This is a genomic window from Paenibacillus sp. FSL R7-0313 (genome assembly GCF_037969885.1).
Lineage (GTDB): Bacteria > Bacillota > Bacilli > Paenibacillales > Paenibacillaceae > Paenibacillus.
In genome coordinates, this window is the sequence record NZ_CP150219.1 from 1,060,149 (window position 1) to 1,082,016 (window position 21,868).

Annotated in this window: 16 protein-coding genes and 3 rRNA genes; 1 reads left to right on the forward strand and 18 read right to left on the reverse strand. The window is 47.9% G+C overall.

Going from position 1 to position 21,868, the window contains the following annotated elements; translation table 11 throughout:
* Positions 1-38: 38 nt before the first annotated feature.
* From NSQ38_RS04725 to NSQ38_RS04750, 6 genes are all read right to left on the reverse strand, one after another.
* Positions 39-1,427 carry a D-alanyl-D-alanine carboxypeptidase family protein gene (locus NSQ38_RS04725; protein WP_339787437.1) on the reverse strand — a complete coding sequence of 463 codons (1,389 nt, stop codon included), beginning with the start codon at positions 1,425-1,427 and terminating at the stop codon, positions 39-41.
* A 417-nt stretch (positions 1,428-1,844) separates the two neighbouring features.
* Positions 1,845-3,302: an IMP dehydrogenase gene (guaB, locus tag NSQ38_RS04730; protein WP_289390816.1), complete on the reverse strand. Its 1,458-nt coding sequence runs from the start codon at positions 3,300-3,302 to the stop codon at positions 1,845-1,847.
* 366 nt (positions 3,303-3,668) lie between these two features.
* Positions 3,669-3,785 (reverse strand): 5S ribosomal RNA (gene rrf / locus NSQ38_RS04735).
* 74 nt (positions 3,786-3,859) lie between these two features.
* Positions 3,860-6,785: ribosomal RNA gene (locus NSQ38_RS04740) — 23S ribosomal RNA — on the reverse strand.
* Between the two features lie 244 nt (positions 6,786-7,029).
* Positions 7,030-8,582, reverse strand: a 16S ribosomal RNA gene (locus tag NSQ38_RS04745).
* Together the 16S, 23S and 5S rRNA genes form the textbook arrangement of a ribosomal RNA operon.
* Before the next feature lie 436 nt (positions 8,583-9,018).
* The gene (locus NSQ38_RS04750) at positions 9,019-9,570 is read right to left on the reverse strand and encodes a hypothetical protein (RefSeq protein WP_339787439.1); all 552 of its coding nucleotides are present in this window, start codon (positions 9,568-9,570) and stop codon (positions 9,019-9,021) included.
* An 86-nt stretch (positions 9,571-9,656) separates the two neighbouring features.
* On the opposite strand from NSQ38_RS04750, the gene NSQ38_RS04755 reads away from it, so the two are divergent.
* On the forward strand, positions 9,657-10,247 hold the full coding sequence (locus NSQ38_RS04755) for a TetR/AcrR family transcriptional regulator (RefSeq protein ID WP_339787441.1): 591 nt from the start codon (positions 9,657-9,659) through the stop codon (positions 10,245-10,247).
* 85 nt (positions 10,248-10,332) lie between these two features.
* Here the strand turns inward: NSQ38_RS04755 and NSQ38_RS04760 are convergent, their stop codons facing one another.
* The 12 genes from NSQ38_RS04760 to cysK form a co-directional block, all read right to left on the reverse strand.
* Positions 10,333-11,670, reverse strand: coding sequence for a TrkH family potassium uptake protein (locus tag NSQ38_RS04760; protein WP_338589780.1), 1,338 nt, complete (start codon positions 11,668-11,670; stop codon positions 10,333-10,335).
* A gap of 204 nt (positions 11,671-11,874) precedes the next feature.
* A complete protein-coding gene (lysS, locus tag NSQ38_RS04765; protein ID WP_047844500.1) occupies positions 11,875-13,386 on the reverse strand; it encodes a lysine--tRNA ligase in 1,512 nt (503 codons plus the stop codon).
* Between the two features lie 116 nt (positions 13,387-13,502).
* Positions 13,503-13,982, reverse strand: coding sequence for a transcription elongation factor GreA (gene greA / locus NSQ38_RS04770; RefSeq protein ID WP_076216743.1), 480 nt, complete (start codon positions 13,980-13,982; stop codon positions 13,503-13,505).
* A 245-nt stretch (positions 13,983-14,227) separates the two neighbouring features.
* Positions 14,228-15,247 (reverse strand): tRNA dihydrouridine synthase DusB, encoded by a 1,020-nt coding sequence (gene dusB / locus NSQ38_RS04775; RefSeq protein ID WP_339787444.1) that lies wholly within the window; start codon positions 15,245-15,247, stop codon positions 14,228-14,230.
* A gap of 97 nt (positions 15,248-15,344) precedes the next feature.
* Positions 15,345-15,548: a helix-turn-helix transcriptional regulator gene (locus NSQ38_RS04780; RefSeq protein WP_026081371.1), complete on the reverse strand. Its 204-nt coding sequence runs from the start codon at positions 15,546-15,548 to the stop codon at positions 15,345-15,347.
* Positions 15,500-16,048, reverse strand: coding sequence for a 2-amino-4-hydroxy-6-hydroxymethyldihydropteridine diphosphokinase (folK, locus tag NSQ38_RS04785; protein WP_091039135.1), 549 nt, complete (start codon positions 16,046-16,048; stop codon positions 15,500-15,502). Before folK ends, NSQ38_RS04780 begins: the two co-directional genes overlap by 49 nt.
* A gap of 9 nt (positions 16,049-16,057) precedes the next feature.
* The gene (gene folB / locus NSQ38_RS04790; RefSeq protein ID WP_062838071.1) at positions 16,058-16,420 is read right to left on the reverse strand and encodes a dihydroneopterin aldolase; all 363 of its coding nucleotides are present in this window, start codon (positions 16,418-16,420) and stop codon (positions 16,058-16,060) included.
* 117 nt (positions 16,421-16,537) lie between these two features.
* Positions 16,538-17,401 (reverse strand): dihydropteroate synthase, encoded by an 864-nt coding sequence (folP, locus tag NSQ38_RS04795; protein WP_339787447.1) that lies wholly within the window; start codon positions 17,399-17,401, stop codon positions 16,538-16,540.
* Positions 17,398-18,282, reverse strand: coding sequence for an aminotransferase class IV (locus NSQ38_RS04800; RefSeq protein ID WP_339787450.1), 885 nt, complete (start codon positions 18,280-18,282; stop codon positions 17,398-17,400). Before NSQ38_RS04800 ends, folP begins: the two co-directional genes overlap by 4 nt.
* 1 nt (position 18,283) lies before the next feature.
* Complete coding sequence (pabA, locus tag NSQ38_RS04805; RefSeq protein ID WP_036606106.1) at positions 18,284-18,859, reverse strand: aminodeoxychorismate/anthranilate synthase component II; 576 nt, start codon at positions 18,857-18,859, stop codon at positions 18,284-18,286.
* A 70-nt stretch (positions 18,860-18,929) separates the two neighbouring features.
* Positions 18,930-20,534 carry an anthranilate synthase component I family protein gene (locus NSQ38_RS04810; RefSeq protein WP_339787453.1) on the reverse strand — a complete coding sequence of 535 codons (1,605 nt, stop codon included), beginning with the start codon at positions 20,532-20,534 and terminating at the stop codon, positions 18,930-18,932.
* Positions 20,535-20,674: 140 nt separating this feature from the next.
* Complete coding sequence (cysK, locus tag NSQ38_RS04815; protein ID WP_169483011.1) at positions 20,675-21,613, reverse strand: cysteine synthase A; 939 nt, start codon at positions 21,611-21,613, stop codon at positions 20,675-20,677.
* Between the last annotated feature and the right edge of the window lie 255 nt (positions 21,614-21,868).

Sequence of the window (21,868 nt, forward strand, 5' to 3'; positions counted from 1 at the left end):
AATCATGATCATACTCTTTTCATGAAGTTTGCTAAGGGTTAGAACAGGTTTTTGATCCCGTCAAAGAGATCCACGAAGAAATCCTTCACGGCACGGAAGAACAAACGGAACCATCCGCCTTTTTCCGCCTCTTCCGCAGTGATCAAGTTCACTGTTTTTTCCTGTGGCTCAATTCCATCTGCTTTATACGTGTACGTTACTGTACCAACCTTTGTACCTGCCTTGATTGGTGCTACCAGCTTGTCAGCCTCAGTTACGTTTGCTTTGAACGTCACATCCAGGTTCTGAGTACCTTTAGGAACAACAAAACTTACGGCATTATCTGTTACGACAGGAACAGTTGTTTCTTTACCTTTTTTCAAAGGTACCGCTTCCCAGCCCGTCACTTTGGTCTTGCCTGCGACAGCCTGTTTTACTTCAAAGTTGTTAAATCCAAAGTCCAGTACCTTTTTGGTTTCTCTGAAACGTGCAGATTCCGAATCTGTGCCCATAACAACACTGATGAGACGCATACCGTTACGTTCAGCTGTACCTGTAAAGTTATTACCTGCGTTCGTGGTATGGCCTGTTTTCATTCCGTCCAGACCTTCATAGGCATAGCTTTTGAAGTTGGTTATATTTTTATTCGCTTCCAGCATCCAGTTGTAGTTGATAATTGGAGCTTTATCATTTGGACGGAACTTATAGGATTGAATGGTTGTAAAATCTTTGTAGTCTGGGTGATCCATGATGATATATCTGCAAAGAATCGCAGCATCCATTGCGGACATTACTGTTTCTTTATCTTCCGTCGGGCGGAAGTCGGCAGGCATATCTGCTCGATCGAGACCGGAAGAGTTGATGAAGAACGTATCCTTCATGCCCATACGCTTCGCTTCATCATTCATCATTTTCACGAAAGCTTCTTCCGAACCGGCAACATGTTCAGCCAAAGCAACCGTAGCATCATTGGCAGAGCCAACAGCCATAGCAATATAGAGATCCTTAACTGTGTGCTGGTCACCTTCCGCGAGGAAAATTCGCGACCCGATACTTTGTGCAGCATTCTTTTTAACAGTTACAATATCGTCCCAACCGAATTTACCTTGTTTGACTTGTTCGGCGACAATGTACTCTGTCATCATTTTGGTCATACTTGCAGGTGGCATCGCTTTATCCGCATCAACATTTAGTAGAATCTGTCCCGTTGAGGCTTCCATAAGCACTGCAGATCTAACTTCAAGCCCAAGTGAGTCTACCCCAGGCACCTGTACGGCTTTCTCCGTCTTCGTTGTTGTTGCCGCAGCAGTCAGAACCTGACCAGAGTTATCCGCAGCAGCCATGACCGGCATTACTGCAGACATACAAAGCATGTTAATTAGCATTACCGAGGCTACGCTCTTTTTGAGCATTTGGCGTTTCTTTTTATTCATGTGTTTGGCTTTCAATTGATGAATACTCCCTTCGATCCAAAGCATTGTGAACTGCTTCAGTGCAGCTTATACTGCGATTTTCTTGTTCCCTAACCTACGTGGTTGATGTATGAGATGTGTGCTATATGCGCTGTATCGAACGAGCAATATTATTGCTCCCAAAGTTCGTTATCGATTGTCACTTAGTCCGCATTATCCAAATGCTTATGTAAAAGGACGTCCGCGCTTCTGTTTAACTGGCAGCTTTTTCTGGCACTGCATTTGCTTTTCAAAACCATATTCATAGATTCACGTCAAATAGCCGCCGCAACGCCTTAATCCACCCATGGATCGTCACCGCTTGTTCTATTCTATCACAGGGGTATCTGCAAAAAAAGACAGACCCGGTGAAAATCACCGAGCCTGTCCTGGAAATGATTAACTCTCTTCAGATTACAACGAGTAGTTAGGTGCTTCTTTGGTAATCTGTACATCATGGGGATGACTTTCGCGCAGTCCCGCACCTGTAATTCGGATAAAGCCTGTATCGTTACGAAGTTGCTCCAAGTTACTTGTACCACAGTATCCCATACCCGAACGCAGACCACCAATCAGTTGATGGATCGTATCAGACAATGGTCCTTTGTAAGCGACACGACCTTCGATTCCTTCCGGAACCAGTTTCTTGTCATCATCTTGGAAGTAACGATCTTTACTACCTTGTTTCATTGCAGCCATTGAGCCCATACCGCGGTATACTTTGTAGCTACGTCCTTGGAAGATTTCAGTTTCCCCCGGGCTTTCCGCTGTGCCGGCAAACAAACTTCCCAGCATCACCGCGTGTGCGCCTGCAGCCAGTGCCTTCGTAATTTCACCGGAATATTTAATTCCGCCGTCCGCGATAATCGGAACTCCATATTCGCGTGCCACTGTTGCACAATCGTACACTGCAGTTACTTGAGGTACACCAATACCAGCGATAACACGTGTTGTACAAATCGAACCTGGACCAATACCCACTTTAACTACCGAAGCCCCTGCTTCGATCAGGTCACGAGTGGCTGCGCCAGTAGCGACGTTACCTGCAACGATGGTCAGGCTAGGGAAACGTTCACGAAGCTGACGTACAGCTTCAATGATATTGATATGGTGTCCGTGAGCCGAGTCTACCGTAATCAGGTCAACACCAGCTTGTACCAAAGCATCAGCACGTTCAAATGTATCTTTGGAAATACCAATCGCTGCACCAACCAACAGACGTCCTTGAGCGTCTTTGGCTGCATGAGGGAATTGAATGGCTTTCTCAATATCTTTAATCGTGATAAGACCTTTCAATGTGTTTGTCTCATCAACTAATGGAAGTTTTTCAATCTTGTGCTTCTGAAGGATACCCTCAGCTTCTTGCAGTGTAGTGCCTACAGGAGCGGTAACCAGATTCTCACGAGTCATGACCTCGCTAATTTTGATGCCGTAATCATGGATAAAACGCAAATCGCGGTTAGTCAAAATACCAACCAGCTTCTGATCTCCTTCAATAATAGGTACACCGGAGATCCGATATTTCGCCATTACTGCTTCCGCATCAGATACCAGATGATCTGCCGTCAGTGAGAATGGATTCGTAATTACGCCACTCTCCGAACGCTTAACACGATCTACTTCTTCTGCCTGTTGTTCAACCGACATATTTTTATGGATGATACCGATACCGCCTTCACGTGCAATGGCAATAGCCAATGTCGCTTCAGTTACCGTATCCATACCCGCACTAATCAAAGGAATATTTAGCTTTACATTATCGCTCAAACGAATAGATACATCTACTTCTTTAGGCAGTGTCTCGGATTTCCGTGGCACTAGCAATACATCATCAAAGGTGAGGCCTTCCTTACCAAATTTATCTTCCCACACGCAAGTGTTCCTCCTTATGTTTGCTCAGCTTTACGTCCAAAACCCGAAGATTCCAGGCTGTATTTTACGCCGAAAATACGTTTTCTGAAAAATTTATTATTGCCATCTTAGCAAAGCGATATTTAGACTGTCAAGGAAAAGTACTTGGTTATATCAGGTGTATTGCCTGATGAACACAACTGTTTTCCCAGAGCGGACAAGTCTAGTTATTACACAAAAAAACGTCAATTCGTATCGAATAACGTTACATTTATACAACCTATTGTGCTGATAAATTACCAAATTCAATCTGTATTTTAATCCCATACTGCATAATAAAACTATATAATAAAAACCACCACCGAATAACATCGGCAGTGGTTCTTTGCTTGGCGGCGTCCTACTCTCCCAGGACCCTGCGGTCCAAGTACCATCGGCGCTAGAGGGCTTAACGGTCGTGTTCGGGATGGGTACGTGTGGAACCCCTCCGCCATCGCCACCAAACGCGTAGCTTACATTTCAGAGATCGTTCTCTGAAAACTAGATTCGAAACGAAACATGCGATTTAGAACTTGCTATTGGATAAGCCCTCGACCGATTAGTACTGGTCAGCTCCATGCATTGCTGCACTTCCACCCCCAGCCTATCTACCTCGTCGTCTTCAAGGGGTCTTACATACTGGGAAATCTCATCTTGAGGGGGGCTTCACGCTTAGATGCTTTCAGCGTTTATCCCGTCCGTACATAGCTACCCAGCGGTGCTCCTGGCGGAACAACTGGTACACCAGCGGTACGTCCATCCCGGTCCTCTCGTACTAAGGACAGCTCCTCTCAAATTTCCTACGCCCACGACAGATAGGGACCGAACTGTCTCACGACGTTCTGAACCCAGCTCGCGTACCGCTTTAATGGGCGAACAGCCCAACCCTTGGGACCTACTTCAGCCCCAGGATGCGATGAGCCGACATCGAGGTGCCAAACCTCCCCGTCGATGTGGACTCTTGGGGGAGATAAGCCTGTTATCCCCAGGGTAGCTTTTATCCGTTGAGCGATGGCCCTTCCATGCGGTACCACCGGATCACTAAGCCCGACTTTCGTCCCTGCTCGACTTGTAGGTCTCGCAGTCAAGCTCCCTTATGCCTTTGCACTCTTCGAATGATTTCCAACCATTCTGAGGGAACCTTTGGGCGCCTCCGTTACTCTTTAGGAGGCGACCGCCCCAGTCAAACTGCCCACCTGACACTGTCCCCGCACCGGATTACGGTACCAGGTTAGAACCTAGATACGATCAGGGTGGTATCCCAACGTTGCCTCCACGCAAGCTGGCGCTCACGTTTCAAAGGCTCCCACCTATCCTGTACAGATCGTACCCAAATTCAATATCAAGCTGCAGTAAAGCTCCATGGGGTCTTTCCGTCTTGTCGCGGGTAACCTGCATCTTCACAGGTATTAAAATTTCACCGGATCTCTCGTTGAGACAGCGCCCAAGTCGTTACGCCATTCGTGCGGGTCAGAATTTACCTGACAAGGAATTTCGCTACCTTAGGACCGTTATAGTTACGGCCGCCGTTTACTGGGGCTTCGGTTCACAGCTTCGGATTGCTCCTAACCACTCCCCTTAACCTTCCAGCACCGGGCAGGCGTCAGCCCGTATACTTCGCCTTACGGCTTCGCACAGACCTGTGTTTTTGCTAAACAGTCGCTTGGGCCTTTTCACTGCGGCCCCCTCGTGCTATTCACACTACCGGGGCACCCCTTCTCCCGAAGTTACGGGGTCATTTTGCCGAGTTCCTTAACGAGAGTTCTTCCGCGCGCCTTAGAATACTCTTCTCGCCTACCTGTGTCGGTTTGCGGTACGGGCACCATCACCTGGCTAGAGGCTTTTCTTGGCAGTGTGAGATCATGACCTTCGCTACTATAATTTTCGCTCCCCATCACAGCTCAGCCTTACAATGTGCGGATTTGCCTACACATCAGCCTTACTGCTTAGACGGACATCCATCAGTCCGCGTCACTACCCTACTGCGTCCCCCCATTGCTCATAACGGCTTACGGTGGTACAGGAATTTCGACCTGTTGTCCTTCGACTACGCCTTTCGGCCTCGCCTTAGGTCCCGACTTACCCTGAGCGGACGAGCCTTCCTCAGGAACCCTTAGGCTTTCGGCGGATCAGATTCTCACTGATCTTTTCGTTACTCATACCGGCATTCTCACTTGTATAATGTCCAGCGCTCCTTACGGTACACCTTCAACCCTTATACAACGCTCCCCTACCCCTGATGCAAAGCATCAAGCCATAGCTTCGGTGGTGTGTTTAGCCCCGTTACATTTTCGGCGCAGAGTCACTCGACCAGTGAGCTATTACGCACTCTTTCAATGGTGGCTGCTTCTAAGCCAACATCCTGGTTGTCTGTGCAACTCCACATCCTTTCCCACTTAACACACACTTGGGGACCTTAGCTGATGGTCTGGGCTGTTTCCCTTTTGACAATGGATCTTAGCACTCACTGTCTGACTCCCGGAAGTAAGTCTATGGCATTCGGAGTTTGACTGAGCTTGGTAACCCTTGCGGGCCCCGCACCCAATCAGTGCTCTACCTCCACGACTCTGTTTTCCGAGGCTAGCCCTAAAGCTATTTCGGGGAGAACCAGCTATCTCCGAGTTCGATTGGAATTTCTCCGCTACCCCCACCTCATCCCCGCATTTTTCAACATGCGTGGGTTCGGGCCTCCAGTGCGTGTTACCGCACCTTCACCCTGGACAGGGGTAGATCACCCGGTTTCGGGTCTACGTCCACGTACTATGTCGCCCTATTCAGACTCGCTTTCGCTGCGGCTCCGGCTCTTCACCTTAACCTTGCACGGGAACGTAACTCGCCGGTTCATTCTACAAAAGGCACGCCATCACCCCTAAAACGGGCTCTGACTTTTTGTAAGCACACGGTTTCAGGTTCTATTTCACTCCCCTTCCGGGGTGCTTTTCACCTTTCCCTCACGGTACTGCTTCACTATCGGTCGCTAGGAAGTATTTAGCCTTGGCAGATGGTCCTGCCGGATTCATACGGGGTTTCACGTGCCCCGCACTACTCGGGATCCGTCTCGGAGGGAACAGACTTTCAACTACAGGGCTTTTACCTTCTTTGGCGGGCCTTTCCAGACCTCTTCGCTTAACCGGTTCCTTTGTAACTCCATGTGAGACGTCCCACAACCCCAAAGAGCAAGCTCTCTGGTTTGGGCTTCTCCGCGTTCGCTCGCCGCTACTGACGGAATCACTATTGTTTTCTCTTCCTCAGGGTACTTAGATGTTTCAGTTCCCCTGGTATGCCTCTACACAACCTATGTATTCAGTTATGAGTAACTGGAAATTACCCCAGCTGGGTTTCCCCATTCGGACACCCCCGGATCAAAGCTTGCTTACAGCTCCCCGAGGCAGTTTCGTTGTTCGCCACGTCCTTCATCGGCTCCTAGCGCCTAGGCATCCTCCGTGTGCTCTTAGTAGCTTAACCAATTGCTCAATATGAGCAATAGCAATCTACCGTTTTTATTGAAACTTGTTTAACACAAGTTCAGCTAAAAAGGAATGTTCTAATTCGCGTTTGTTTCGTTTCGATATCTAGTTTTCAAAGAACAAGCTCCATGCAAAAGCAAGCTGTTTGAGAGTTTGAGCTCTCAAAACTGAGCAACGAGTGAGTGTTTTGCAGCTAAGCTGCATATTTGAATGTTTCCGTTGCAGGAAACGATTCTCCATAGAAAGGAGGTGATCCAGCCGCACCTTCCGATACGGCTACCTTGTTACGACTTCACCCCAATCATCTATCCCACCTTCGGCGGCTGGCTCCTTGCGGTTACCCCACCGACTTCGGGTGTTATAAACTCTCGTGGTGTGACGGGCGGTGTGTACAAGACCCGGGAACGTATTCACCGCGGCATGCTGATCCGCGATTACTAGCAATTCCGACTTCATGCAGGCGAGTTGCAGCCTGCAATCCGAACTGAGACCGGCTTTGTTGGGATTGGCTCCATCTCGCGATTTCGCAGCCCGTTGTACCGGCCATTGTAGTACGTGTGTAGCCCAGGTCATAAGGGGCATGATGATTTGACGTCATCCCCACCTTCCTCCGGTTTGTCACCGGCAGTCTATCTAGAGTGCCCATCCGAAATGCTGGCAACTAAATATAAGGGTTGCGCTCGTTGCGGGACTTAACCCAACATCTCACGACACGAGCTGACGACAACCATGCACCACCTGTCTTGAATGTTCCGAAGAAAAGGTACATCTCTGCACCGGTCATTCAGATGTCAAGACCTGGTAAGGTTCTTCGCGTTGCTTCGAATTAAACCACATACTCCACTGCTTGTGCGGGTCCCCGTCAATTCCTTTGAGTTTCAGTCTTGCGACCGTACTCCCCAGGCGGAGTGCTTAATGTGTTAACTTCGGCACCAAGGGTATCGAAACCCCTAACACCTAGCACTCATCGTTTACGGCGTGGACTACCAGGGTATCTAATCCTGTTTGCTCCCCACGCTTTCGCGCCTCAGCGTCAGTTACAGCCCAGAGAGTCGCCTTCGCCACTGGTGTTCCTCCACATATCTACGCATTTCACCGCTACACGTGGAATTCCACTCTCCTCTTCTGCACTCAAGTCACCCAGTTTCCAGTGCGATCCGGGGTTGAGCCCCGGGATTAAACACCAGACTTAAATGACCGCCTGCGCGCGCTTTACGCCCAATAATTCCGGACAACGCTTGCCCCCTACGTATTACCGCGGCTGCTGGCACGTAGTTAGCCGGGGCTTTCTTCTCAGGTACCGTCACCTTGAGAGCAGTTACTCTCCCAAGCGTTCTTCCCTGGCAACAGAGCTTTACGATCCGAAAACCTTCATCACTCACGCGGCATTGCTCCGTCAGGCTTTCGCCCATTGCGGAAGATTCCCTACTGCTGCCTCCCGTAGGAGTCTGGGCCGTGTCTCAGTCCCAGTGTGGCCGATCACCCTCTCAGGTCGGCTACGCATCGTCGCCTTGGTGAGCCGTTACCCCACCAACTAGCTAATGCGCCGCAGGCCCATCCCCAAGTGACAGATTACTCCGTCTTTCCAGTTTCCTTCAGGCGAAGAAAACAATTATTCGGTATTAGCTACCGTTTCCGGTAGTTGTCCCAAACTTGAGGGCAGGTTGCCTACGTGTTACTCACCCGTCCGCCGCTAACCATCCGAGAAGCAAGCTTCTCTTCAAGTCCGCTCGACTTGCATGTATTAGGCATGCCGCCAGCGTTCGTCCTGAGCCAGGATCAAACTCTCCAATAAAGTATTGAAAAGAGCGATAAGCTCATTTTGAATCTGACGAGATTAAAAATCTCATTTGTGCTCCAGTCGATTCAAGCCAAGGCTTGTCTCAACTTTCACGTTCATTCTGCAAGCAGAATGTTTACTCACTCGTTGTTCAGTTTTCAAAGATCAAACTTGTTTCGTTACCGAATGTCGTTCTCTTCAGCAACTTTTATATCTTACCACATCCGAACCAACTTTGCAAGCTCTTTTTTTAAGTTTCTTTCGAAGCTTATTTCATTTGCTTGCCGCACCGTGTAACCCGTGTTTTCTTGGCCGGAATTAGAATATACCATGTACAGATATTGATTGCAAGTCTTTTTTTGAAACTATATATACAATCGGTTTGATCTAATACGGACGTACATATGGTATCTCCCAACATAGCAAGTTCATACGCACGCCCATTATCATTTTAATGTTTAACATTTCTCGCAGGAACCTTTCTTGGCCATAAACTGTAGCTAAAGCTTATCAGAAAATCGATACCGAGTATCATTGCCCACACTTTGATCAGATTATTGAAGACAGCTGTACGTTCAGCATCTCCAATCCACCATATCATGGCGAATAGAAAAGCACTTCCTATAGCCCAAGCCAATAGATGTCTAAACCATCCACTACGCTCACGACTCGCATGTTCTCTACCATATAACTTGCTGCTGCGAGGGTTTTCTCCACCCTTGAACCAATATAGGAAATATCGATCCGCCCAAGCGATCATCTGATGACCATAAGCAATGCTTACTCCTATATACACCGCAGCTATACCATGAATCATACTTGCTGTAGCTCCTCGCTGTAGATCCATAACTGTAGCTACCAGCAATAACAGATCAATAACCGGCGTGACCGTTAACAAACCGATGCCTAACCGCTTCATGCCAAGGAGATACCTGACGCTCAGACCCGCAAACACAAATACCCAAAAGGCAATCTCACAACCTATAATGAAATAACCAATCATTTCAGTCTCTCCTTTTTTGATACAAATGTATTAAATATAATTTAGCACGTATGTATTATAATAATCAACAATGATATAATACATCTATGCCTAAAATTGTTGATCATGATAAACAACGTGTGCTCGTAGCCGAGGCAGCTTGGCGTATTATACGAAGAGATGGCATGGAACAGGCCTCTGTTCGGAATATTGCTGAAGAAGCTGGAGTTTCGGTCGGTTCGATGCGTCACTACTTTTCTACACAGTCGGAACTACTACGATATGCCATGAATCTGGTATCCGAACGGGTATCCCATCGAGTCCAAAAAATGACCTTTACCGGCTCTCCCATGGACAATATGAAACTCCTATTGCTCGAATTCTTACCAAACACGGAAGAAAAACTGGCCGAAATGGAGGTGTGGTACGCTTTTACAGCCAGATCGAATACCGATCCTACACTCAAAGAACTTGCTAATACCGTATATGATGAACTCAGACACGCTGTAGGTTCTGTTATCACCTACCTGATGAAGCTCGACCTCTCCAGACCTGATCTGGACAAAGAACTGGAGATTGAGAGATTGTATGCACTGGTGGATGGCTTAGGCATACATACCGTGCTTAGACCGGATCAGATGAATGCCAAGCTCATGGACGATGTTCTCACTTTGCATCTTGCTTCCTTGTGTCGTTAAACCAAAAAAACCGCAGCACATTCGTTGTGACTAAGGCCTGTTACAATAACAGGAGTTAGTTCTGAATGTCTGACGGTTTTTCTTTTTATCCGATAATGATCCGGCCTTCCGGATGACGATACAGTTTCTTCTCTTTGCGCGGACGAAGGGCATACGCGATGGTTAATGGCCCAATCCGACCTACAAACATGGTAAAGGTAATAATGATTTTTCCCCAATTGGTCAACTCATCAGTCACTCCCACAGAAAGACCCACGGTACCGATTGCGGATGCAGCTTCAAACATTAGTGAAAGGAATGGCGCATCCTCTGTCGTAAGCAGAAGCATCACCACGATCATGAATATGATCAGAGAAACCATAATAATGGTCAGCGCCCTCATCAGCAGTTCTTTCGGAACACGCTGGCGGAAAAACACAATATCCTTATTTCCCCGAATCATGGCATACACTGCACCAATCATAATCAGGAATGTAGTCGTCTTGATCCCGCCCCCGGTCGATCCCGGGGAAGCCCCGATGAACATCAGCAGAATGAAGAAAAATTGGGTAGCCTGCCTCATCTCCGTGATATCGATTGTACTTGTTCCCGACGAGCGTGTAGAGACAGACTGGAAGAAGGACGCATAGATTTTCTCGCTCCAGGTGAGTGAAGCCAGTGTATGTCCATTGGTGAATTCGAAAACAAACAACACAATCGCTCCTATACCGATCAGTGCTCCGGATACAGACAGCACTAGTTTGGACTGAAGAGATAGACGGCGGCGTTTGCGATACTCAAACAGATCATTTAACACAACAAAACCTAGTCCACCAGAGATAACGAGCACGGAAGCAGTCAGGTTGAATATCCAGTCTCCGGTGTAGTATTGAAAGCTATTGCCGAACAGATCAAATCCGCCATTATTAAACAATGAAACGGAATGAAATACTCCATAGTATACCGCCTGCCCCAATGGCATCTCCGTTGCCCAACGCAGTGCCAGTATGACAGCAGCCACCCCTTCAATCGTAAAGGAGAAAATCAACACCTTGCGGATAATGCGTACAATCCCTTCCATACTGTCTGCATTAATGGCTTCTTTGAGTAATAACCTGTCCTTGAGCGAGATTCGCTTGCCCAATACAAGCGCAAAGAGGGTAGCCATGGTCATGAAGCCGAGCCCACCAAGCTGCATCAATACCATAATGACGATCTGACCAAACAAATTAAACGTCGTCCCTACATCCACAACAACCAATCCAGTCACACATGCGGCAGAGGTTGATGTAAAGAGCGCGTCAATAAACGCCAAATGCATACCACTTTGGTTGGAGATTGGCAACATGAGAAGCACCGTTCCAATCGCAATGATAAGTAGAAAACCACCGACCAGAATTAACGGGGGAGATAAGAATTTGGCAAAGTGAAGCCTGAACTTCATGAAGGGCACCTCTTTTAACAAAATACGAACAGGTTATTCTAACCGAAATCCAAGACGCAGTTCCACCATAATGGCTTGCTGTGAACAGGGCGTTCTGACAAACTTTATTTTTCGCGTCTATGTAAACCTAAAGAGGAACTTGCCCCAGCATCATACTGAACGGCAGGTTCCTCTTCTATTATGAACGTATCCTACGTTCCTTATTTAATCTTGCGTACGAGGACGCATGTGCGGGAAGAGCAGTACGTCACGAATCGACGGGGAGTTGGTAAGCAGCATGATCAGACGATCAACCCCGATTCCCAATCCGCCTGTTGGTGGCATACCATATTCGAGCGCACGGATGAAGTCGTCATCCATCTCATGAGCTTCGTCGTTCCCATGTTCTTTCTCCAGCATCTGTGCTTCAAAGCGCTGACGCTGATCGATTGGATCATTCAGCTCTGTGAAGGCATTGGCATGCTCGCGTCCAACGATAAACAATTCGAAGCGATCCGTGAAGCGCGGATCTACATCATTTTTCTTCGCCAGTGGTGAGATTTCAAGAGGATGTCCCATAATGAATGTCGGCTGAATCAACGTCTCTTCCACAAACTCTTCAAAGAACGCGTTCAGAATATGACCAAATGTCATATGTTTTTCAACCGGAACCTTATGTTCCTTCGCCAAGTTGTGTGCTTCCTCATCCGTCATGTGTACGGAGAAGTCTACGCCCACAACTTCCTTAACTGCATCCACCATCGTAACACGGCGCCACTGCGGTGTAAGATCTACTTCATAATCTCCATACTGGATCACTTGCGTACCCAGTACTTCCTGTGCAATATGAGCAACCAGGTTCTCTGTCAATTGCATAATATCTTTGTAGTCGGCATATGCCTCATACAATTCAATCATTGTGAACTCCGGATTGTGACGTGTGGACATACCTTCATTCCGATATACACGGCCGATCTCATATACCTTCTCCAGTCCGCCAACAATCAGACGTTTCAGGTGAAGTTCAATCGCGATTCGCATGTACAGTTCCATATCCAGCGCATTGTGATGCGTAATAAACGGACGTGCTGCAGCTCCTCCTGCGATTGTATGCAACGTAGGTGTTTCCACTTCCAGATATCCAAGGGAATCCAGGTAACGGCGCATCGATTGAATGATTTTGGAACGTGCGATAAAGGTTTGTTGTACATCCGGGCTCATAATCAGGTCAACATAACGCTGGCGGTAACGCAGCTCTACGTCGGTGAGACCATGGAATTTATCCGGAAGCGGATAGAGCGATTTGGACAACACTTCAAGATCTTTCACTTTGACAGAAGTTTCACCTGTTTTGGTCTTAAAGATCACGCCTGTTACCCCAACGATATCGCCAAGGTCCAGCAGGCTAAATGCCGCATACTTGTCTTCAGGCACGCTATCCTGACGAACATAGATCTGGATTCTGCCGCTCAGGTCCTGAATATGTGCGAAGCTTGCTTTACCCATTCCCCGCTTTGCCATAATCCGTCCGGCAATACTGACTTCGATGTGCTTCTCTTCCAGCTCTTCCTTGGTCAGTTCTTCATACTTCTTCAGAATGGAGCCGGCTTCTTCGGTACGTACGTATTTTTGGCCAAAAGGGTCGATTCCCAATTTGCGGAGCTCGTCCAATTTGTCACGGCGAATTTGTAAAAGCTCGCTAAGTTCGGTTTCCTGATTCAAGACTTCATCCGTCATGATCTGTATTCATCTCCTTATTTACATTGCAGGCATCCCGTGAGGACACTCTTCCTCAAATGTTGAAAAAGCTTCCCTAGGGAAGCTTTTGTTTACCGTGCCCAACTGCTTCGTTACTATAGCTTTTTAATATCTACAATTTTATATTGAATTACGCCAGCAGGCACACTTACATCAACCACTGTACCATTTTTCTTGCCTAGGATCGCTTTACCGACAGGGCTTTCGTTTGAGATCTTGTTCTGAAGCGGGTTAGATTCAGCAGAACCTACAATTGTATATTCTGTGATATCACCGAATTCCAAATCTTCCACAGTAACTGTTGCACCTACACTCACAACATCGGTGTCAATCTCATCACTGTTAATAATGCGTGCGTTCCGAAGCATTTTCTCCAAAGTAATAATACGACCTTCAATGAAAGCCTGTTCGTTCTTGGCATCTTCGTATTCAGAGTTCTCACTGATATCTCCATACCCGATGGCTACCTTAATCCGTTCAGCCACTTCGCGGCGCTTCACTGATTTCAATGTTTCCAGTTCTTCTTCCAGCTTCTTAAGTCCCTCTGGTGTAAGGATAACTTCCTTGTCGCTCATCTCAACCGATTCTCCTGTCATGGGAATAATTTGATTGTACGGCAACGGAATCAGTGCCAATTACATAGCTCCGCCCGCATACATCTTCAAAACTATATGAAGTTCTCCAGAGAAATAGAATATTCCTCCTGATGACTAGCCTTTAATTAACGCACATGGCGAATTTATACTGTGAAAGTATAGGGGAACGATCTCGAAAAGTCAATGTTACGTCCTCTATAGCTGTAAACGTTTTACAGTCTTAATTACGATGCACTTCCGGCAATTACCGGTTCTGACTCCAAATTGCCTTCGCTTTTCAGCTGACTCACAAAGTTCTCCAGAATCTGTACCATCTCATCACGCTTGGTACCTTCCATAATAACGTCCTTAATGCGGGCAGACCCTTTCAAGCCTTTCAAATACCAAGCCAGATGTTTACGCATCTCGCGTACGGCAACCGTCTCATTCTTCAGTGCGATCAGGCGATCCATATGCAGGATCGCAACACGGATCTTCTCTTCGCCATTCGGGTCAGGAAGCAATTCCCCCGTGCTTAAGTATTGAATGGTACGATACAGCATCCATGGGTTACCCAGGGCAGCACGACCGATCATAACTCCGTCACAACCCGTTTCATCCAGCATACGGCGTGCATCCTCTGGAGTATGGACATCACCATTGCCGATCACGGGAATAGAGACAGCTTCTTTTACATCTTTGATGTGTGACCAGTCAGCTGTGCCTGTATAGAGTTGCTCACGCGTACGGCCGTGCACACTTACCGCCTGTCCACCAGCACGTTCAACCGCGAGCGCATTCTCCACCGCGAAGATATGCTCGTTATCCCAGCCGATACGCATCTTGACGGTCACTGGCTTCTCAACCGCGTCCACGACAGCGGATACCATCTCATAGATTTTGTTCGGATCAAGCAACCAACGTGCACCTGCATCACATTTCGTCACTTTTGGCACAGGGCATCCCATGTTAATGTCGATGATGTCTGCATTCGTTTCTTTGTCCACGATTTTGGCTGCTTCTACGAGGGAATCACGATCTCCCCCAAAAATCTGAAGGCTCAGCGGTTTCTCACGCTCATCTACAAATAACATCTCACGTGTACGCTGATTACCATGGACAATGGCTTTGCCACTCACCATCTCCGCGCATACGAGGCCTGTTCCGAATTCTTTTGCGATCAAACGAAAAGCCGGATTACATACGCCAGCCATCGGCGCAAGTACGACCTGGTTTTTCATTTCAATGCCACCAATGTTAAGCACGGTAGTCGTTCCACTCCTTTTTTAATTCTGTATAAATCAACGATATAAAGTTCGATCTTTGTGTTGGTTGTTGTAACATGACGAAACCGAAACGGTCCTAGTTGCCCTGCAACTCCTCAATACTGATTGCCAGCACACCAGCAATTCGATCGAGCTCTTGCTGTGATACCTTACGGTTTCCCCGTTCAATGGTTCCCAGAATGGCCAGCGAGATGCCGGTCTCGGCCGCAAGTTCATGTTGTGTTAAACCTTTCAGCTTCCGGAATGCCCGGATTCGATTGGCCAATTGCATGTTTTCCAAAGCTGTATTCCATCCTTTCCATCCAGTACAGACAACGATGAGTGTACAAAGGTATACAAACCTGAAATCTCGCCCTCCGGTACGATATCCGACAGTGGCACCAGTACAAAAGCCCGTTCTCCCATACGGGGATGAGGCAATTGAAGTAATTCGGTATCTCGTGTCTCACCGTGCATCCAGAGCAGATCCAGATCAACGGTGCGCGGTCCCCAGCGAATATCACGAACACGTCCAAGCCGGTTCTCGATATCCAGTAATTCCGTGAGCAACTGCTCCGGTGTCAGCATCACCTGTACGGCGACTGCCATATTCAGAAACGCAGGCTGATCTACATATCCTACAGGCTCCGTCTCATATAGTGCAGAACAACGCAGAACGGATATATGAGGGTGTTCATCCAGCAAAGACAATGCTTCAAACAGCGTCTGTTCCCGGTCACCCAAATTGGCCCCTAAAGCAATATAAGCCTCTGAAGATTCAGAGGTCGAATGTGCAATCATGATCGGTTCTCACTTTCTTGTGCGGCGAAGCTCTACCGTTACGCCCTCAAAATGAATATCGAATGGCGGATGTGGCTTCGTCACCTTGACTGTCAATGCATTGATAATAGTATAAGTGTCTAGTAAAGAAGATGCAATATGTTCGCCCAAGGCTTCAATTAACTGGAATGATTTATTTTCAACAATCTGCTTTACCAACTCATGGATCTCTGCATAATTGATTGTTTTGGTTAGATCATCGTTACGTCCAGCTTCACTCAGATCCATATCAATCTCCAGATCAATATAGTACCGCTGCCCAAGCTTCCGTTCTTCTGCAAAAACGCCATGATATCCGTAATACTCCATACGATGCAATACCATTCTATCCATACGATCCGCCTGCCCTCTATATATATTGAAATAGTTCTCTATTTTGAAGATATCTTTTGCTTTGCCTTTGAAAAAACGCTGCGCTATCACTAGACGGGTCACTCGGACCCGCCAGCATTATTTCTTCCGTAGACCCGGAGACGCATATAACATGGCATCACACATGTCTGCCGTCCGCCGAATCGGCTTCACATCATGAACCCGAACCATCTGGCAGCCTTGGGCAATGCCAAATGCAACGGTCGCAGCCGTTCCTTCCAGCGCATCATCCGCAGTGACATCCAGGGTGTTCTGGATGAATCTTTTGCGTGAAGTGGCTAGCAGGACCGGATATCCCATTTCATTGAGCAAACCGAGCGATGACATAAGCTTCAGATTTTCCTTCAAGTCCTTCACAAAACCAATACCCGGGTCCAGGATAATCTGATCTGCTTTCACACCGGCTGCCAGTGCAATTTGAATGCTCTCCTGCAAATCGCTGATGACATCACTCAGATAATCGGTATAGTTTCGCTCCTGCCGATTATGCATCAGAATGATGGGACACCCCAGCTCTGCTGCCGTGTGGGCCATATCTGGATCTGCCTTGGCACCCCACACATCATTAATGATATGGGCACCTGCCAGAATAGCCTGACGTGCAACATCGGCCTTATACGTGTCTACCGATATCGGAATGTGCGGCGCTTGCTGATGCAATGCTTCAATAACCGGAATGATTCGGCTCAGCTCTTCATCGGCGCCCACGACATCTGAACCCGGACGGGTGGACTCCCCGCCGATATCAATCAGGTCCGCCCCGTCCTCCATCATCTGCTTGGCATGCGCAACCGCCCGCTCCACGTTGGTATAACGTCCACCATCAGAGAACGAGTCAGGCGTGACGTTAAGAATGCCCATAATCTGTGTTCTTGTACCCAGCTTCAACTCAGCTGGCCCCCATACATAGTTCCGTTCATAGATGACAGGTGTAAGTGTCATGAAGTATACCCCGCTTTCTGCCGGTACATACCCAGAAGGACTGCTGTAACTGGGCCTATATGTCCGTTGCTGATTATCGTTTCGGCTCCCTCCTGATCCCGCAGAGTCGTAACCGGAACCAGTTCGGCAACCGAGCCTGTTAGAAATATTTCATCGGCTTGCAGGAGATCCTCCCAAGCCGCTAACGTTTCTATGCAGGAGATTCCTTGCTGCGTGGCGATCTCAAGTACCACAGCTCTAGTGATACCCGGCAGAATGCCGGTTGAGATTGCTGGCGTGTAGAGCACATTTTCCCGTACCCAAAATACATTGCTGACGATCCCTTCCGCTACATGACCATCCCGGTTTAATTGTAACCCTTCCGCACCCTGCACATGCTGCCCGTAGCGGTTCATCTCTCGTTTCGCCAAAATGCTGTTCATGTAATGTAGCGACTTGAGACGCACTTCTCCTTCAGGCGTGTTGCGAGGTGTAGACAACCGTTGGAGCATTTTGCCGCACTCATATAAAGAGGGAGAAGGTTCAGGTAATGCTTTTGCCAGTAAAATATGATTTGGCTTTGAATAATCACCAGAAGGTAAGCCTAGCGGTGCTTCACCGGCTGATACCGTATAACGCACATACGCATCCTGAAGTCCGTTCGCATCCATCAAACGTTGAATCCAATCTGTCACCTCTGCCACGGTCGTTGTAAAAGGAATGCCAAGTTCCTTACACCCCGAAGACATTCGCTCCAAATGCCGTTCCAAAAGATATGGGACACCTTGATACGTCCGGAACGTCTCAAACAGTCCCAGTCCGTACAAAAAGCCGTGATCCGTTACAGGAACCACGGCCGCCGCCATATTGACCAACTCTCCGTTTATCGCGGCATATTGCATGTTAAACCTTCACTTGTTGGGACAAAAAGTTACGAAGCATCTGATGTCCGTGGTCTGTAATAATGGATTCCGGGTGGAACTGAACGCCTTCAATCGCATATTCTTTGTGGCGCAGACCCATAATCTCACCTTCAGCTGTCTCCGCTGTAATCTCAAGACAGTCAGGCAAGCTGCTGCGCTCGACAATCAGGGAGTGATAACGGGTAGCTGTAAATGGGGATGGCAATCCGGCAAATACCGATGTCCCATTGTGGTGCATCTCGGATGTTTTGCCGTGCATCATGCGCTCTGCACGAATGACATTGCCACCAAACGCTTGTCCAATGGACTGATGCCCCAGACATACACCAAAGATCGGAATGCTTCCCTTGAAATGATCAATGACTGCCAGGCTGATACCCGCTTCATTGGGTGTACACGGCCCTGGAGAGATCAAAATATGATCAGGTGCCAGTGCTTCTATGCCTGCCAAATCAATCTCATCGTTGCGGCGAACTTCCACCGTCTCACCCAGTTCACCCAGATATTGAACCAGGTTGTACGTGAAGGAATCGTAATTATCGATAACCAGTATCATATGCCTGCTCCTCCTCATCTTCCGTCAACGCAAGTGACGGTTGCTTCGTTTTATTTTAGTTTAGTTTAATTTAAATAGCTTCAGTTCGCTCCGCTTGTTCTTGTTCAACAGCTCTGCTTGCTTCCGCCTCTTCGCTGTAATTCACAGCTCTCATCATCGCTCTTGCTTTGTTGCGGCATTCTTTATATTCCCGATATGGATCGGAATCAATGACAATCCCTGCCCCGGCCTGTACATAACCAATACCGTCCTTAATGGCAAGCGTACGAATGACGATGTTCAATTCCATATTTCCACTGTAATCCATCCACCCGATGGAACCCGTATAAGGCCCACGCCGCACAGGCTCAAGTTCCTCGATAATCTCCATGGTGCGGACTTTCGGCGCTCCGGTAATCGTTCCACCCGGGAATGTCGCAGCGATCACATCAAATACGGATAACCCTTCTGCCAGCCTGCCTTCCACTTGGGAAACGAGATGCATAACATGGGAATACTTCTCGATGGTCATCAATTCGGGCACATGAACCGAACCGTAGGCTGCAATCCGTCCGATATCATTACGTTCTAGATCAACGAGCATAATATGCTCTGCCCGTTCCTTCTCACTGCTGAGCAGTTCATCCGCCATAGCTTTATCCTCTGTTTCATCACGGCCCCTTCTTCGGGTCCCTGCGATGGGACGTGCACTGACTTTGCCATTCTCCACTTTGACCAGAAGTTCGGGAGATCCGCTTACCAGTTGAAAGTCTGGACTACGCAGCATACCCATATACGGCGATGGATTCACAAGGCGCAGCCATTCATAAATATGCTCAGCGCTCGAATGAAGCCGCTTCTCCTGTCTCAAGGACAGATTCACCTGGAACACATCGCCCTGCCTGATATATTCCTGTACTGTGCGTACAGCCTGTTCAAAGTCCTCTTGGGGAAAGGAGGTCTCCCACCCTTCGGATTCCCTTTCCGCATCTTCAGGCTGCGGTGTACGATTGACCTGCTTGTTGCGGCGTTCCAGTACCTGCTGTTGTTCCTCGGCCTGTGCAGCCCCCATAATATGAAGCCATCGTTGCTGCATCGCTGTCGTTCGTGCTTTGGCCACTGCATATAGACCACGGATATCGGTTTCGTTCTGATCAGGTTGTATAGCCAGATGAACCATACAGAAAAGGGCTTGCTGCTCATGGTCATACGCCCATATTTCTTCAAAGCGCATCCACCAATAATCCGGCAGGGACGGTTTATCTTCAGCCAACACTGGAAGCTTCTCCAATGATCTTGCTACATCGTAGCTGAGATAACCTGCGTATCCACCCCCAAAGTCTGGAGCCCCATTAACCTTGGGTGCGCTATACGGGGCAGTCCATCTCTTCAATACATCAAGCGGCTTGCCGTTGTCCGTCGAGGTGGTTCCTTGCGTCACATCATGAATAACTGCTTCTTGACCTTTACCGGAAATTACGGATACCGGGTCTAACCCCAGAAATGTATATCTCCCGCCTTTGCCATTCTCCAGCACAATTGCGTATGGTGACGCCTGCTCCCAGGCTGCCTCCCACGATAACGGTAAACCGCCATGATACGGCCCCTCATCCGACTTGGTGATATAGGGCATCATGGTCCAGCCTTGTTCAGCCCACTCCATCCAGTCGGCGTATGTTGTCATCAGGTGTGTCATTGCGGTGTGCCGCCCTCCATCTGTCGCTAGTTCTATTGTCTGATAGTATACTAAAGCGCCGCCCCTTTTAAAAGCATTACGCCAAAAATCCTCCATACCCGTCATACGGGCAAGGAGGATTGGTTTTGTCATTTGTAGACTTAGCCTTCGAAGTTATAAAGAGGTGTGCTGAGGTAACGTTCGCCGTTACTTGGCACGATTACGACAACACGCTTGCCTTCACCCAACTGTTTCGCAACCTGAAGACCTGCACGGATCGCAGCACCGGAAGAAATACCGGACAGAATGCCCTCTTCCTTCGCTACCTGACGCGCCGTCTCGAATGCATCATCATTCTCAATGTGAATGATCTCATCATAGATTTCCTGATCCAGAATCTCAGGGATAAAGTTGGCACCAATCCCCTGGATCTTATGTGGTCCTGGTTTGCCGCCCGCCAGAATTGGCGAAGCTGCTGGCTCAACTGCAACAATTTTAATACCAGCGAAAGCTTCTTTCAGCACTTCGCCTGTACCTGTAATTGTTCCGCCTGTACCAATTCCCGCAACGAAAGCATCCAACGTACCACCCACAGATTGAATCGCGTCCACAATCTCAGGGCCAGTCGTTTCACGGTGGATCTTCACGTTGGCTTTATTTTTAAATTGCTCAGCCATGAAATAGGATGGGTTTTCTTTCAGCAGTTCTTCGGCTTTTTTAACAGCACCATTCATACCTTCAGCTCCAGGTGTAAGCACAAGCTCGGCACCATACGCACGAAGCAAGTTACGACGCTCCAAGCTCATCGTCTCAGGCATTACAATAACGGACTTGTAGCCTTTGGCTGCAGCCACCATCGCGAGTCCAATTCCCGTGTTACCACTTGTTGCTTCGATAATGGTATCACCCGGTTTCAGCTTGCCTTCTTTTTCCGCTTCTTCCACAATGCTAATTGCGATACGGTCTTTCACGCTTGAACCTGGATTCTGGTACTCCAGCTTCACGAATACTTCAGCACTGCCTTCTGGTACGATACGGTTCAGACGAACAAGCGGAGTACCTCCGATGAGTTCTGTTACGTTATTAACTACTTTAGCCATATGAATGCCCTCCTTAGTGGATGAATAAAACTTGAGTCCTGTTAACCTATACTGTGCGGCCGGTAGCCTCTAGCTGTTATAGAAGAACTGCGGAAATCCTGTTGATCCTATCCCTTACTGCTAAGATTTCTAGACAGGGCGGAGGTTTCCGAAGTTTCTTTGTTCATAAGTTAATCATTTATATCCGAGTAAACGAGTAGGTATTTATTATTTTCATCTTATCAACGTTAACCCTTATTGTCAATATGAGTACTC